10 protein-coding genes and 1 other RNA gene are annotated in these 16,107 nt (G+C 40.5%); 2 read left to right on the top strand and 9 right to left on the bottom strand.

The genetic code is table 11. The features are described from left to right. Window positions 1-2: 2 nt before the first annotated feature. Both FHT21_RS01225 and FHT21_RS01220 read left to right on the top strand, forming a co-directional pair. Complete coding sequence (locus tag FHT21_RS01225) at window positions 3-1,268, top strand: DUF6161 domain-containing protein (RefSeq protein WP_167292987.1); 1,266 nt, start codon at window positions 3-5, stop codon at window positions 1,266-1,268. 2 nt (window positions 1,269-1,270) lie between these two features. Further along, a complete protein-coding gene (locus FHT21_RS01220) occupies window positions 1,271-1,807 on the top strand; it encodes a hypothetical protein (protein WP_167292986.1) in 537 nt (178 codons plus the stop codon). 90 nt (window positions 1,808-1,897) lie between these two features. Here FHT21_RS01220 and ssrA read toward each other — a convergent pair. The 9 genes from ssrA to FHT21_RS01175 form a co-directional block, all read right to left on the bottom strand. Then, window positions 1,898-2,264: a transfer-messenger RNA gene (gene ssrA, locus FHT21_RS01215) on the bottom strand. Between the two features lie 160 nt (window positions 2,265-2,424). After that, a complete protein-coding gene (locus FHT21_RS01210) occupies window positions 2,425-3,441 on the bottom strand; it encodes a substrate-binding domain-containing protein (RefSeq protein ID WP_167292985.1) in 1,017 nt (338 codons plus the stop codon). Window positions 3,442-3,467: 26 nt separating this feature from the next. After that, window positions 3,468-5,072 (bottom strand): hypothetical protein, encoded by a 1,605-nt coding sequence (locus FHT21_RS01205; protein WP_167292984.1) that lies wholly within the window; start codon window positions 5,070-5,072, stop codon window positions 3,468-3,470. Window positions 5,073-5,140: 68 nt separating this feature from the next. Further along, complete coding sequence (locus FHT21_RS01200; RefSeq protein WP_167292983.1) at window positions 5,141-6,343, bottom strand: alginate lyase family protein; 1,203 nt, start codon at window positions 6,341-6,343, stop codon at window positions 5,141-5,143. Between the two features lie 10 nt (window positions 6,344-6,353). Next, complete coding sequence (locus FHT21_RS01195) at window positions 6,354-8,123, bottom strand: right-handed parallel beta-helix repeat-containing protein (protein WP_167292982.1); 1,770 nt, start codon at window positions 8,121-8,123, stop codon at window positions 6,354-6,356. Window positions 8,124-8,458: 335 nt separating this feature from the next. Next, window positions 8,459-9,589, bottom strand: coding sequence for an alginate lyase family protein (locus FHT21_RS01190; protein ID WP_167292981.1), 1,131 nt, complete (start codon window positions 9,587-9,589; stop codon window positions 8,459-8,461). A gap of 339 nt (window positions 9,590-9,928) precedes the next feature. Further along, window positions 9,929-10,972: a family 43 glycosylhydrolase gene (locus FHT21_RS01185; RefSeq protein WP_208398848.1), complete on the bottom strand. Its 1,044-nt coding sequence runs from the start codon at window positions 10,970-10,972 to the stop codon at window positions 9,929-9,931. 181 nt (window positions 10,973-11,153) lie between these two features. Further along, window positions 11,154-11,717 carry a sigma-70 family RNA polymerase sigma factor gene (locus tag FHT21_RS01180; protein WP_167292980.1) on the bottom strand — a complete coding sequence of 188 codons (564 nt, stop codon included), beginning with the start codon at window positions 11,715-11,717 and terminating at the stop codon, window positions 11,154-11,156. Window positions 11,718-11,862: 145 nt separating this feature from the next. Further along, a complete protein-coding gene (locus tag FHT21_RS01175; RefSeq protein WP_167292979.1) occupies window positions 11,863-16,014 on the bottom strand; it encodes a two-component regulator propeller domain-containing protein in 4,152 nt (1,383 codons plus the stop codon). Between the last annotated feature and the right edge of the window lie 93 nt (window positions 16,015-16,107).

Genomic DNA, 16,107 nt, shown 5'->3' with positions numbered 1-16,107 from the left:
TCATGACAATAAAAGAATTTAGGAAAGCAATAATAGAAACCCAAAACCCAGATTGGTTTAATAATCAGGAGATTGAACTTTCATTTCCTAGTGTAGATTTTAAAAATACTTTTACCGGACTACCTAGTTTTGCGAATTACCTATATGGACAACTAGAAAAGTATCAAAAATTAGAAATACCTGAAAACAGTAATCTAAAAAAGTCACATCGTTTTTTTGAATCAGCTATTGCAGTAACAGAAGGTTTTTTAAGAGATAAGACAATTATCGAGGATTCAAGCACCTTAGATGCTTACTGGTTACAAGTTAGTGGCAATTTTCAACAAAATGGGAATAAATTGATTTTTCCTGCTGATAGTGTTGAAACTGAATTTATACTAAGTTTGGAAGCGTTTAACACAAATACAGCAATGGGTGCTTTTAGATATTTAACTAAATCTAATGATAGTAATTTCAGCTCTTTCGACGTTTTAAATGGTTATTTGCTTGCTTATGAGTTAAGGATGCGAGATCATCGAACAATAAAGGATTTAATAGCAAAGGAGCGAAAAACCATCAGTAACCTTAAGAATGAATTTGCTAAGGCAATACCACAATCAGAATATGACTTAAACGAACATCTTATTAAAACAGAAGCATCTGTTAAAGGGTATTTTAATGAAGTTGAGGCCTATAAGACTGACAAAGAAAAGTTATTTGCGGATTGGTTTATCAATACAAAGGGAGATTTCGAGAGTTTCAACACTTATTCTGAAAGTAAAATATCTGAATTAGAAGAGACTTACAATCAAAAACTTAAATTAGAAGAACCTGCTTTGTATTGGAAAGAGCGCGGAAATGATTTGAAAAAACAAGGTCATTGGATGCTTGGGATCACATTAATTTTAGTTTTAATAAGTGTAGCATCCCTAGCTTCCATTCTTTTTAAAACGCCAACAGATTTATATTCGAGTTTCTTTAGTGGTGATAAAAGCGCTGCTATTAGATGGTCTATTATTTATATAACTATTCTTTCTTTTATCGCTTTCACAGTTAAGCAATTATCAAAAGTCATGTTTAGTTCTTATCATTTAGCAAGAGATTGTCAAGAAAGATATACGTTGACTTATTTCTATTTGTCATTACTTAAAAATAGTGCAGTGGCACCAGAACAACAACAACTTATAATTCAGTCCTTATTTAGTAGAGCAGAGTCAGGATTACTAAAAGATGATGGTTCGCCAACAATGCCAACTGATATTGTACAAAGCGTGTTAAAAAACAAATAGAGATGCCTACAGATATCAATTCAATACAAGCTTGGTGTTCGGTACTAACCTTAATAACAACATTAGTTGGTGGGTTTCTTGTATATCAAACCTTCATGTTGCAGGCAAAAGCAATGGCAGATCAAAATGAAATCTTAAGAATACAACAAACTGATTTTAGATTGAAGTTTTTTCCAAAACTTATAGTAAATCACGCAACTTATATTCAAGGTGCTGAAAGAGAAGACGTAATTTCAATAGAAGTAACGGAAAATGCAATAAAAGAAATTGAGATGTTATACTCTGGTAGCGATAAGATCAAATTCGAGCCCTGGTTCCACGAAAAAGAACTTGATGTTTCTGTAGGATTTATTTTGAAATTCAGCTGTAAATATTTATTTAGTGATCACTTCGAATCGAGTATCGCAGGTAAGCCGCTTATTGGGTACATCACTTTTCTTTTTACAGATTCTTATGATAATAAATATTCACAGGTAATAGTTTATAAATCACTGACCGGAGTTTATCCTCAGACAGCGATGTTCCTTGGTAAAATTTAATATATATATGGCTAAAAAAAACACCCAACTACACTTTTATGGGTGTAATATTGGGTGTTGATCTTGTAACTAGTTGATTTTTAAGTTACTTTGTGGAGCCGAAGGGAGTCGAACCCTTGTCCAGTTGTGAGATAAATTATACCTTCTACATGCTTATTTTTCAGTTGATTTTCGGGAAATAAACGGGCTGAAAACCGACCTTATTTAAATCCTTAGATACTTTATCTCACTTTAAGTCGTATCTCCTTAAAGCCAGCTTTGTTGTTTCGATGCCCCAGATTCTAACCCAACAATGCAGCAGTTAGAGGGACAAAAGCTAAGCTAGTTCTAAACTAGGCAGCTAAGGCGTAAGTATTTTCGCCAACTAAAATGTGATCGTTCACTTTAAGTGCTCTCCGAACAACGCACTGCATGCTAACATAACTTTCGCCACCCCGTCAAATCCAAGAACGGCCCCAGAGAAAGTGATCCTGGCAAAAAATACCAGACCACAAATATACGAAAAACTGTGTTAAATAACAATTTTACCTCATTTGCCCATAAAAAGGGAATGTAGCAGACCAAGACCGGCATATCATAATTCTAATTTACCAGACGATATTTATGGCATTTTATAATCATCTGGTGGTTGACCCCCTAATAATGAAATGTGCCGGGACGGTTACTTTTTGGACAGCCCTCTCCTCTAAAGGCTTGTTGAGCAAGCTGAGCAGCACCCCGATGGATTGCCGCGCAAGTTCAGATATAGGCTGGGCGACTGCGGTTATGGTGGGCTCGTAAAAATCGAAAACCTGATGGTCATCAAATGCAATAATACCCATTTTACCAGGGATATGATATCCAAGCTGATTAATCGCCTTTATGCCACTAAAAGTAAGATAATTGGTAGCAAAGTAAACAGCATCGACCCTTTTATTCTGCTTGAGGAACTTAACGAGCTGTTTAACTGTTTGGGCAGGATCATTTCCATAAGGTACTTTTTCTATAATAACCTCCAACCCGTGTTCGGCCATTGCCTTGGTATAGCCCAGTTTCCTTTCTTCCATCTGGCTCTGGTTACTATCCAGTGTAATAAATGCAATATGGGCAAAAGCGTTTTCTGCCAGGTATTTGGAAGCATTATAGCTGGCTTTAAAATTATCGAGGATTACATAACTCGATTCAACATCAAGATAATACCTATCGAACAGTACAACCGGAGATCCTTCGTCAATAAGCGCCTGTATTTCTTTTTCCATCCCGGGCGGAGGCGTTATGATGTAACCATCTACATTGCGGTCTCTGAAAAGCTGGATGAGCTCCCTGGTTTTATCCGGATCGTTATCAGTGCTACAATAGAAAATCTTATACCCGCTCTGGTAGGCAATTTCCTCTATATGATAGGCCATCTGTGCAAAAAAATAATCGGATATTTTTTCCACCATCAGGCCAATAATCATGGTTTTACCAGTGCTCAGGCTCTGAGCCAGGCGGCTTGGTTTATATCCGTTCTCATCGATGTACTGAAGTACCTTTTCGGTCAAAGCCAAACTGATCCGTTTCTCTTTAGCCTTGCCATTGATAATGAAGGAAATTGTAGACTTTGAAATATTAAGGGCAGTTGCTACATCGCCTATAGAAATCTTTTTTGCCATTACCGAAAATTAGATAAAGTGACCGATCAGTTAATTATCGAAAATGTCCTTTGAACCGGGACAGCCGATTGGACCTGCTTCGCGGGAGTATTATATCCATATTGCCATGCGACCAGCGTAACTTTTAACGGCAACTTACTTCTGGGCGGGATACCTGTAAAATAAAGTATACCATCTACAATTTCTGCAGGCCCTTCCTTTACAAAATACTGTAAGGGCAATCCAGCGTCAGAATGGGCAATCAGTTTCAAGGATTTCACAGATTTTTTCTGATCGGGGATTTCTGGGAAAATAATTTGCTGTGGCATCCCTTTCAGATTGGTAAGGGGAATCTTCATATTTGCCTGTTGTACTGATGAGCGATATTTAGCATCGCCTTTCTGACTGGCCATTAGCCAGATATCATTGCTCCGCTTGGTGTTATTAAATCCCATTCGGTAAAAGGACAACTGAAATGTGGAGTCATTGATTTTCTTGACCGGCCCGCAGATCCTGGAAATCACAATTTTCTCTTCGGGACGATAGCGCACATCAATCTGATGGGTTGTCGTATCGGTATTTATTGCCGAAACATGAAAGGTAATCCCATCTGCAAGAGGATGAAAAAGCGGCCTGAAACCAGCAGATCCTGCAGGAGGCAAGAGTTTACCCTGTTGAGTGAATCCAATTGAGCGTTTTATTTTTGCCCGCGCAGCTCGATACAGATCCTCGGTTACCTTTGCCATCTGTGCATCAAATACCCATCCGGCCTCCGCTTTGTTTCCTTTATAATCATTATAGGGTGCTGAAACGGCATTTGGCAATTCGTTTCTCCTCCATCTATCCACCAGCCATCCTTTTTGAGGCTTAACAGCAGAAAGTATCGGAAAAGTATGTAAAGGTGTTTTTTGGGGAAGCCGGGTTTTTACTGCTTTAGAGATAAACAGATTAAGGTAGTTAATTAGTTCATCAGAATAATCAAAGTGACCATGACCTGCATCACAAAGTAATGCAATGGGTGTATTGGGGTTATCTTTTCTATATTTCATTGCCGGGCTAATCCGCCCTTCAATCCATTCATCTTCCCCCATCACAAAAAGCCCGGGGATACCGTTTAAATTTCTTTCGCCCCAATCAGGATTGGGTTTACCGCTCCCGGTCATATTGGTTAATGGTGCATCGCCGTGAATAGATAACACGGCAATTGTACGATCGGGATTAAAAGCAGCGAAATTCCAGGGATAGCTTGCCGCGGCAGAGTGCCCAATGGGGATAACGGGAGCAAATGCGAGTTCCTCGTAACCAGATAGGTCTGCAAGGTTTTTCATTGTTCCGAAAAAAACTGCCGAGGAGCTGAGGTTAAAAACCATATCAACCGACGGCGTCATCCAGATTTCGGCAAGACCAAGCGCAGAAAGATTTTTTCTAAAAGCACTATGCTCCAATATTCCTTCTTCAAGCATATTGTGCTGGCCAATAACCACCCCTCTTACTTGTTTACAATCGGGCGGTATCCATAAAAATGCCGTCGGCTTTTCTCCTGTTTCGGAAGAAATATTACCCTGCACGGAAACAGACCATTGCCATTCTGCAGCAAAAATGTTTTGGCATAGCAATAAAAAAGTAAAGCAGATAAAAATTATTCTGTACATATCACTTTAGATCAGTGTATTATCAGGTTCGAACGTTATTTTAAGTTATTAATTTGCTATCCAGACTACTACAGGTGGGGCAGGGAAAAGAAAAGTGTCCCGAAGCCTGCATTGTCGGCATTAAATCCTGCCCCTTCGGGTCTCAATTCATCTGCTGCCCGTTTTGTATATCGGTATTGATCTGCAGGTATACCCTTTACGCGGAAAGCATAATGGTTGTATACCTGTTCAAAGATCGAGCGCAGCTTTCCTCTTCCATTGATGGATATCTTATCGGCAGGAAACCTGCCACTGATATCGTTATAAGGCTGAAAAGGCACATCTTCTCCAAGATTATACCGGGCTGTATACTCAAACCCTTTGAGCAACCTGTTCTGCGCAAAACTGTACATGTCCATCCCTTGGTTCCACCCAATTTCGCACATTTCTGCCAGATGGCCGATTCCAAGCATACAGTGTGGCTGATCACGCCCACTCTCCTGACACTGGCCATCTTCATTTACGACATAATGCAGCAGGCTACCATTTCCTGGGCCTTTATAGTAGAAATCAACTGCACGGTCGAACATTTCATGGTCATCATTAAAAACGGCAATAGCCATCATCCCCTTCATACAGGCCAGATCCCAGTTACCGTGGGCCCAAAGCGCAAAATACTGGATGGGAGGATAAAACACATCTCTGAACATCACTTTACATTTTTCGATGTCGTCCTGTTTCCATTTAGGGTAGGTAGCCCGCATAATCTCTGCGGCACTGGCCATCTTAAAAACATTCAGTCCTGCCCCTAACTCTACATCTGTTCCATCAAAAACTTTAAAAGTATCAGACCAGGCATTTATTATTTTTATGGCGGTTTTAGCATGGGCTTCATCGCCAGTAATATTCCACATTATTGCATTTTGATAAGCGGCACAAACATCTTTTTCTAGGTTTCCTATATTTTTACCGGCACCAATCAGCAAACTACGCTCTACATGCTGAACGGCATGAGGTTCGCAGGAAGCGCTTGACCACGGGTGCGATTTGAATTTCTCAAAAGCACTCTTCCACGGTTCCCTGCCTATGGCCACCATATCTTTCATCCGCTGAAGATCACTAATTGAATGCAACAGGCCAGGATGGGTAAAAGGTTTTGGATGGTATGCAGCTGGTACCCCCAGTTTCAGTACTTGCCCATACGTATCTACTATAAAGAGAAAAAAGACGATAAGGGTTAACATCCAATTAGTGTGACGGATTAACCTACTACAAACATTTAAACTATGCATGCTCAATATTTTAAAATAATTTTATTTTTTGTTTAAGGTCCTGCCCTGGATAAAAAGGCCCCGGAGGCCTTACTGAAGTGCCCGCCATATTCAGGAAATCCCTATTAATCGTTATCTTTTTTCCATCAGGATATTCTATGTATTGCTTGCTCAGTGCAAAAAAACCTAAAAAGTTAGCTGTTAATGCGGGAATCTTTATTGGCCTTAATGCTTCTTTTTTCCATAATAATGCTACACCTTTCTGATGATGTTCCAGGCGGAAGGATAAACTATTTTTGGCTTTTGTGCTATTCACATCGGCCCAGCTTAGCCGCAGCGCTCCGTCTGCATAAAGATTAAAATCTGCCTCACACCCTGTTGACTTAGCTATGCCTGCCCCTTTGCCAATAAAAAGATTCCCATACCATCTGTGGTCTATATTTAGCGCAGGGATTGTCTGTTTGATGACCAGGCTATGCGGCAAGAAATTGGATGTTGATACTGGCATACCAGGTTGTCGGCCATTGAGGAAACTACAGTTATAGAACAGGTTCTGAACAAAAACATTTGCCTCAGAGGCCTCCATTCTTACGCCATCAACCTTTTTATCTGCGGTATCTGTCATTGCAAGTATATTGTTGTCGAATAGAGTGGGTCCATGGTTTTTAAACAGGTATAACAGTCCGGCGTTACTGTCTGAAATAATATTCCTTGATAAACGGGCGCCCTGAAAAATCGGGCCTAAAAATACACCATAGCCATTTTTTCCATAAACCCTGCGGATCAGGTTATGCGTAAGGGTCGCATCAACCGCCATGGCCAACCGGATACCTGCAGATTCATCACCTGTATAACCACCATCCTGGTTGATGTTCTCTATCAGATTATCTTCTATAATGCTCGATGTACCCCCAATTAATCCAAAAACACCTGCTTGCCCACAATTAAAAATATGGTTTTTGCTAATCTTGTGATGTCCAACAGACGCCAGATCCGTATAATCGTTAAATTCTGGCCTGCCCGCGTTCACATCTGTATAAACATGCCCTGGTGTGCCTATAGAAATGCCCACAGCGTGGCATTCACTGATAGAACAATCTATTATGTTCCAGTATTTTCCATTTTTGGTATCTATTGCGCCAGGCTGTTCTGCATAAATAGAGGCATAACCATTGGCTATCTGGCTGATGGCAATTCCCTCGATGTTAATATAATCTACACCGGGCCCGGCACTAATTCCGATATTCCTGACCGAAAGCTCCGTTAGCCCTACATTGGGATCTAATGCACCGAAATTGGCCCAAATTACCGCTTTCCCGTCTTCAAGGGTTTTAGTCCAGCGTAGTGCCTTACTGCATTCCTGAAGGGTAGTTACATTCACCAGTTTCTTACTGTTAAAAAAGAGCATCATCCTGGTCTGGGGAGTATCCAGCACACATTTCCAAAGTTTGTTTTTACCCTTTACCCATCCTGTTTTCCGATCGGATCCTTTGATCATCACTTTTGCGCGGTTCAATGCTTGCAGTGTAATCCTTTTACCTGTTGAACTTCCACCGCGCTCAAACACCACCGATTCACGGTAAACGCCTGCTGAAACGAGTATTTTGTCTCCAGGCATGGCCTTTGAAACAGCATAACTGATCGTTCTGAAAGGTTTAGCTGCCGAACCTTCTGCCTTATCGCTGCCTGATACGGAAACATAAATACTTTTAAGGGGAACTGGAGCCGGGACATATTCAATAATGTTGTCCGTAAATTGCATCAGTAAGGGAAAAATCAGAAATAAGAAAATTTTACTCATCAATGTTTATAAGGCTTCTTTTATGTTAATGAAATATCCGACAGGATAAAAGATTTTGGATTCCACAGAATAATGACACCTGGTTGCTCATGGGATACTCTAGATATCCGAAAATTGTTTGTCGGAGAATTTCCCGGTTGTATGAATTGCTTATCTGGCTAGTCAAACTTAATTAAACAAAACCGGTTTAGCAAAATGAACTTCTTTTTCGATCTTAATGCGCACGCTATTAGCGATCGTTGTAAGATTGCTTCGTGCCTCGCAAGGACGACCTCTCTATAGATATCTATCAATCTTAGCCTGGTCGAGAAAAACAAAATATTTGTACTGTAAACTTATTTGCTGCCAAGGTAAAGTAGGTCGCCAAAGCCCGGTTGGTCCCGATCATAACCTTCAGCACCCGTTTTTGCGATTACCTGCTGGGTAAACGGCATTGAAAGCCCCTTTCTGCGTACATAATGGTTATAAACCATTTGGTAGATAGGGATAAACCTGCCTCTTCCGGCAGTAGAAATTTGCGTCCATTCGCTATATTTTCCGGTAATATCCTTCCAGGTTTTAAAAGGAACCTCGTTGCCAAGGTTATAGCTGGCGGTATATTCAAATCCTTTTAATAGTCGGTTATCAAGCGCACCATAAAGGTCATTGCCCTGTTTCCATGCAATTTCGCAAACAGTGGCCATTGCCCCGATACCTAACTGGGAATGGCTCTGATCTCTACCACTTTCCTGTATCTGTCCGCTTTTCCCATCTACGTAGTTGGCTATAGTTCCGTTATCGTTAGCATGAAGGTAAAAACGTACCGCCTTATCATACATTTTCTGATTATCAAGATAGATTGCAGCCGAGAGGTAAAATTTGGTTACAATTGGGCCCCAGTTTCCATTGGTATAGGCAGGGCTTGCATAAAATTGCTCACACACCGGTAAAAAGATTCCAGTTACCATGCGGGCTATCTGTTCAAGCTTTTTTGGATCAACAGTTTTAAAATCGTATTTCAGGATTTCCAGAACATTGACAATCTTGATTCCTTCCAAACCCACCAACAATGGAGCATCATTGGTAGCCGGAATTCGCTGCAGGGAATCTGCATAGCTCAGCAAAATGGCAATGGCTCTTTCGGCATGTTTCTGATCGTGGGTAGCTACCCACATAAGGCTATTAAGATAAGCCGCACTAAAGTCTGCTTCCATACGGCTCTTGGTGTTCCCAAATTCTCCATCTCTAGATATTACCTTAAATGGCCCTTTCATCTTATAATCTGAACTGGCCAGTGGATTATCCTTTAATAGTTGAAATGATGCGTAACCGGCCGAGTTTTTATCCTGAGCGGTATCGTGTATTCTTAGTAGGTCTGAGCTTGAAAACAAAATACCAGGATGTATAAATTTCTTCTGTGCAAATGAAACGGAACTTAAAAAAAACAGGAAATAGACAATTAAATAAAGAGACTGCAATTTTTTCATTGTTATGAATTAATGGAGATTTTGAAATATACGTTATACGACACGAAAAATATAAGACCATACTCACACTGTAACACCTAAGATATAAATATATACGCTGTAGAGTATCGCCTACTTTTCCTTTTGTCAATAAGTCACCCATCTGCTACAAATGGGCTTAGTCCATTTGTAGCAGATGGGAACAAAAACAAATCTTAGTCGTATATTAAAATAAATTGAGCATGAAGATCGCCTTAAACAAAGAAAAAAAAGCAATCATAGATAGATATATGTCCACACGATATACTTATCCGGGAAAGACGAAAGTAAAATGGATGCTATTTTTCTATGCTGGTCTCCTTATTTAAAGAGCACTGTTTCTCCAGTTTTTACGTTGATACGCCATGGTTTAGGTTCAGGGAGTTTGAGTTTACCATCGCCAATCTCCAGAGGCATCCAAAGGTAGCGGGAATCCCATTGGGTACGGGGTTTCCATTTGTCGGCCACAAAGATTACTGCGGTTGATTTTGTACCCACAACCTTAAGCATAAAGGTAGATTGTGAGCCATAAGTATTGGTTTCAGGTGGAGCAATATCTTCGAAGTCAGACCATGGGCCTTCCAGGGATTTAGCAGTTGCATACTTATTGGGGTTTGGATTCCAACTGGTGAGTGCCGATCCAATTGCATAATAAAGCCCATTATATTTTACCACGGCTCCACCTTCCAAGGGTGCCTTAATGATACAGATATCTTTTTCAACATCCAGATAATCTTCAGAAAGTTTTGCAATGTGGAAACCTTTAACCGGCCTGTCTTCAAAAATAAGATATGCAGATCCGTCATCATCTATAAATTGGCCAATGTCACGGCTTACCTGACCTAAGGGACGGAATGTGCGGATAAACCTATATGGCCCAGTCGGAGAATTGCCAATAGCTACACCTACCCGCGCATACTTGTAATTACCTACTTCGCCCTTAACCTGCCCATCTATATGCATATACATAATGTATTTTCCAGTTTTGAGGTTATGGTAAACTTTTGGGCGTTCCAGTACCCATTTTTTTCCAAGGCTATCGGGATCGGTCATTTTAAATACATCTCCCCTGAATTTCCAATTCATCAGATCTTTTGAAGAATAACAGCTTACGTACCTGTAATTGGAATCCAACCCCTGGCGACGCTCTTCTCCATACCAGTAATAGGTATCCTTTACCTTAGTAATCCCTCCACCGTGCGCCTGGATATGGTTTCCCTTATCATCTGGCCAAAGTTCGCCCGGAAAGATTGCTTTTCGCTGCTGTGCCATACCTGTTGCCGTGTATAACAATGCAAACAGGGCAAAGACAAATCTGAGCAGACATCTGCCTGCATGGTTTATTTTCATTTTATGTGGTTTCATTCTTTTAACAGAACGGTGCATAACTTTCTAACATAATACTTCGTAACTGTCCCGAAATACAGATGTCCCAGAAGTATACTATTGGTCAATATCGTTAAGTTAAGATATGTGTTGTCAGTATGAGCCTGTCGAAGATCTTGCCTGTTTTCTCCTTAACTTAATAACATTAGGCTATGCTTGGTTAAGCTGCATAAACGGATGAAAGGTCTGAGACCTGCCTAAGCGCTTGTACTGCACGGTAAACATGATTTATAACGGATTGATAACGTATTTTAAGGATATCGGCAATCTGTGGATAGCTAAGATCATCATAAAAACGCATGGTAAGTATTTCACGCTGTTTAGCAGGGAGCGTATTAAGCGCCACTACCATTTGCTGTTTCATCAGCGAATCTGATTCATTAGATACCATAATATCCTCTGCTGAAAATACTAAGCTTGGAGCGGGCATTAAGGTTAACTTAGTTTCGCGGTGTTTGGTTAAACGGATATGGTTAAGTACGATCGACCTGGCAGACCTGTAAAAGTAAGCTTCCACGTTTCTGATTGCCCCGATTTTTTCTTTGTTCTCCCAAAATTTAATAAAAAGATCCTGTAAAAGATCGTTTACCAGATCATCATCATCTAACATCCTGGAGGTAAAAACGAAAAGTTTTGGATAAAGTTTTGCATGCAATTGCTCGTAATCTCGCTCATTCCCCACAAGTGTACCTTCCCATAATGCAATTAATTTCTCAGTCATCATAACATATCAATATTTGGTTGATACGAAGATGGTACGCGCTAGAAAAAATGATGGGTATAAATTCGTAAAATAGGAGTGTATTTTCGCCAAACCGCTTTAGCAAGGCCAAAAAAGCCATTTTATGTTCCTAAATCAGTTAAACAGTCTATTTCATTTTATACCTTTTATTGAAAGTCTTGCGGTGTTTCCGGATAAACGCTGAAGGGGTGGTTCCAAAAAGTTTTGAGAACTGTTTGCCAAAATATTTGGCGTCATTAAATCCCGAACGGAAAGCCACCTCGGTTACATTATGGTCAGAGTTGATCATCAGCTCTGCAGCTTTCCTCAAACGGATAAAGCGGATGAAGGAATTCACCGATTGGCCGGAAATACTTTTCACACGCTTATATAAATTAGAGTGGCTCATCCCTATCTCATCGGCAAGCGCCTTGATGCCGAAGTCAGAATCTGTAAGGTGGTTTTCAACAACTAAGATACAGGTATCCAAAAATTTCTTATACTCTTCGGATACGACCACAGCATTGCTCTGCAGCGTGATTTCGTTATAAAAGTAATTTTGAAGATTATTCCGGTTTCGAAGCAGATTGGCCACCCTGGCAATCAGGTATTCGCGTTCAAAGGGTTTGTTGATATAATCATCAGCACCACCGTGAACACTTTTCAGCTTCACTTCCTGAGATGAGCTTGCGGTTAACAGAATAACAGGGATATAAGAAAGCGTAGGATTGGATTTGATCATCTGACAGAATTCTATCCCATCTATCCCTTGCATCTTAAAATCTGTAATAATCAGGTCTGGAAGTTTTTCTGCTGCGAACTGAAGCCCTTGTTCGCCATTCTCGGCCTGATAAACAGTGTACAGATTGGAGAAAAGACCAGAAATGTATTCCCGGATATCTCTTTCATCATCAACAACCAGAATAGACTGCCGATCGCTAACCAGGTTTACATCCAGACTGATATTATTTTGTTCTGCGGACTCGGGCAATGCGCTGGTATACATTTCATTAAAAAGGGCTTCAGAACTTTCCTGTTCTTCTTCCATAACATGGCCAACAAGATGCGCTTTTCCCTTCAAGAAACAGACATTGAATATACTTCCGCCTTCGGCCCTGTTTTTATAAGAAATGCTCCCAGAATGTGCTTCCATAAACTGTTTAGCCAGGTAGAGCCCGATCCCAAATCCAGATTTATGGTTCCCGTCTGTCCGTTCCGCCTGATAAAAGCGATCAAAAATCTTTTCTCCTGCTGTGAGGGGAATCCCTGGCCCTGAATCCTGGACAGTAATCAAAAGACTTTGATCCTCTTCGGTTAACCTTACCACTATTTCACCACCATTTGGCGTATATTTCAATGCATTAGAAATCAGGTTAAACAGCACAATTTCGATCTTTATCCTATCGGCATATACTTCCTTATTTACTGCAGAATTTTCAAACCTATAATCGATGAGCTTGGCTGAGGCCTGTTGAACGAAGCAATAAAAAACCTCCCTGGATAATTTTTCAAGATCAAGTTTAGCCGCTGTGATGTTCTCAAAACCTTCTTCTGCTTTTCTAAAAAGCAGCAACTGATCTACCAGTGACAGCATCCTTTTGGCATTACGCTGGATCATGCTGAGCGCTGCATTTCCATTACCTTCCATGTTTCCGCTTTTGATCAGGTCATTAATTGGATTAATGATCAGAGAAAGAGGGGAACGGAATTCATGAGAAATATTGGTAAAGAATGACATGCGCTTGTCTGCAAGTGCCTTTTCCTGTTCATTAATCAGTCGCTCCTTTTCATGCGCTAAACGCTCCATATTATGCTGGGCTACCTCCGTATCATATTCTGCTTTCTTCCTTTGGGATTCGAGGTTCGCAATCTGAACTTCATACTTTAAACGGGTCTGCGCAGACCTATATCGAAGATATACATAGATAAGTGATGAGATAATAGCTATGTAGCTCAGGTAAGCCCACCATGTTCTGTACCATGGCGGAAGAACCTTAATTTTCAGGATAATTTCATTGTGTCCCCATACCCCTTCCGCATTGGTACTTCTAACCCTAAATGTATAGTTACCTTCGGAAATATGCGTATAAGTTGCTTTTCTGTCTTTCCCCGAATTTGTCCAGCCCCTGTCCCAGCCATCCATAAAATATTTATAGGAAATCTTTTCTGGGGATGAAAATTCGAGTGCGGTAAAAGAAAAGGAAAATACGGCCTGATCATAGGGGACCTCTATTTCCTTAATGGTAATATTATCTTCATCAACAATCAGTTTCAGGTTCTCTTCCAGCGGCATATTGTTAACGGTTATTCCGGTAAGAAACAGGCTTGGCATCTGGCTGTGTGGCATAATTTCCTGTGGATCGAAAAGACTAAATCCTTTTATGCCCCCAAAAGCGATTTCCCCGGTACTGAGTTTGATGCCGGCATTGATCTGGAACTGATTGCTCTGCAGCCCGTCACTCTGGTAAAAACTCCTGAAAGTACCTTTAGCAAGGTTATAACATGATACTCCGAAATAGGTGCTCATCCATAGATTTCCCTGATTATCGGGAATGAGGCTCAGTACCGAATTATTACAAAGGCCGTTAGCAGTAGTTAACCTTGAAACTATTTTTCTTTTAAAAGGATTAAAAACAATGAGCCCACCACCTTCTGTTCCTATCCAGAGCAATCCCTTTTTGTCTTCAAATATCACCCTAACGGTATAACCAAGATCATAAAACCTGTGGTTCTTCCCTTTTTTATCAACTTCGATCAGCTGATCGAGATTGCCGGCCCAAATGTGTCCATCCCGGGTCTGCATCATGGTAAACAGGTCACCCAGTTTTTTGTCGAAAAGTTCAAACTTATCCAAACTGGGATTAAAGCGATAAAGTCCGCCAAGAAGGCTTCCACGCCTGAGGGTTCCTGCCCAGATATCATGGTCTCTATCTTCAAATACCGTAAAAGCAACCTTACTTTCCACTCCTGTCTGCGGATCTACGATCTTATACCTAGTAAATTTCTTTGTATTCGGATCGAAACGGTTAGCTCCTTCTGTAAAAGTCCCGATCCAGATGTTTCCATCATTGTCAGAGACCATTGATGAAATAAAATTACTGGATATAGTATTAGGGTCTGAAGTGTGTTTATAATTGGTAAATTGGTTTAACTTCCTGTCCCAGATACTAAGTCCCGTACCATCCGTGCCGATATAAAGTTTTCCATCTTTTGTCGCTAAAAATGATGATATGGAGTTTCCGGGGATAGAATTTCCCTGCGGATTATGCGCCCAGGTATGGAATATTTTTTTTACAGGATCGAGAATGGTTACTCCGCCAGAATATGTCCCAATCCATTTTCTATCGTTTTTATCGATAAATATGGCGTAGATCTGCTCACCGCTCAAGCTGTTATTAATTTCATTATCCAGCACCTGCACCCTTCCACTTGCCGGATCATAACAGAATACTCCTTCTCCATATGTTCCCAGATAGAGCATATTATGCTTATCTGTTGTAATGCTTGAAATTGCTTTGCCCGGTAGTTTAATTCCACTGCCTGGAACAGCTGTATTTTCCCTTTTTACCGGATCATAGTGGTATAAACCATTGTTAGTACCAATATACACCTGTCCGCTACTTACACCCAAAGAAAGCGCAAGCACAATATCTGCATTAGCCAGCACCAGTGCACCAACTTTGGGATCAACATAATAAAGGCCAAGGTTTTGTACAAATGCCCATTCTCTTCCCTTATCATCAAGCCTCACCGATTGCACACCATAAGAAAAAGTGCGCTTTCCATTTATAAGAAGTGGGATTTGCTCACCCACGGTTTTACCTCTCTTAAACCGTAGCAGTCCAATTCCTTCGGTAGCTACAAGCATGGTGTGGTTTGTACCGGGAACAAGATCTCTGATTACATTTGTAATGAGTAAATCTGTTCCTTTTACAGATTCATGCCATGAGCCTTCTGTAAAAATGCCTTTTTTATCGTCGTAAATACTTAACCCCTTCCTCGTACCTATCCATATATTATTGTCTGCATCACTGTTAATTGCATGTATAATATTATGGATCAGAGAAGTTTTATTGCCAATCTCATTTCGGAATACTTTGAACCCGTATCCATCATAACGGTTAAGACCATCTCTGCTTCCAAACCAGAAAAATCCTTTTCTATCCTGGTAAACACAGCGGATATAATTATTGGATAGCCCATCTTCTATTTCCAGATGACGTACGCTGAGCGAGTCTCGCTCTGAGGCCACACTCATATCGGCATATAGTAAAAGAAAGATCAGCAGTATTCTTCGCACAGTTTTGGGTTATTGGCTACTAAAATAATGAAACATTATAATAGTAGGACATATTTAAGCTTAATTCATACTCTGTCGATTTCTCCTCTCAAA

It is taken from the genome of Pedobacter sp. SG908 (genome assembly GCF_011759615.1).
GTDB lineage: Bacteria > Bacteroidota > Bacteroidia > Sphingobacteriales > Sphingobacteriaceae > Pedobacter > Pedobacter riviphilus.
Note: the sequence above shows the minus strand (reverse complement) of the source record. Positions and strands in the feature narration are given on the sequence as shown.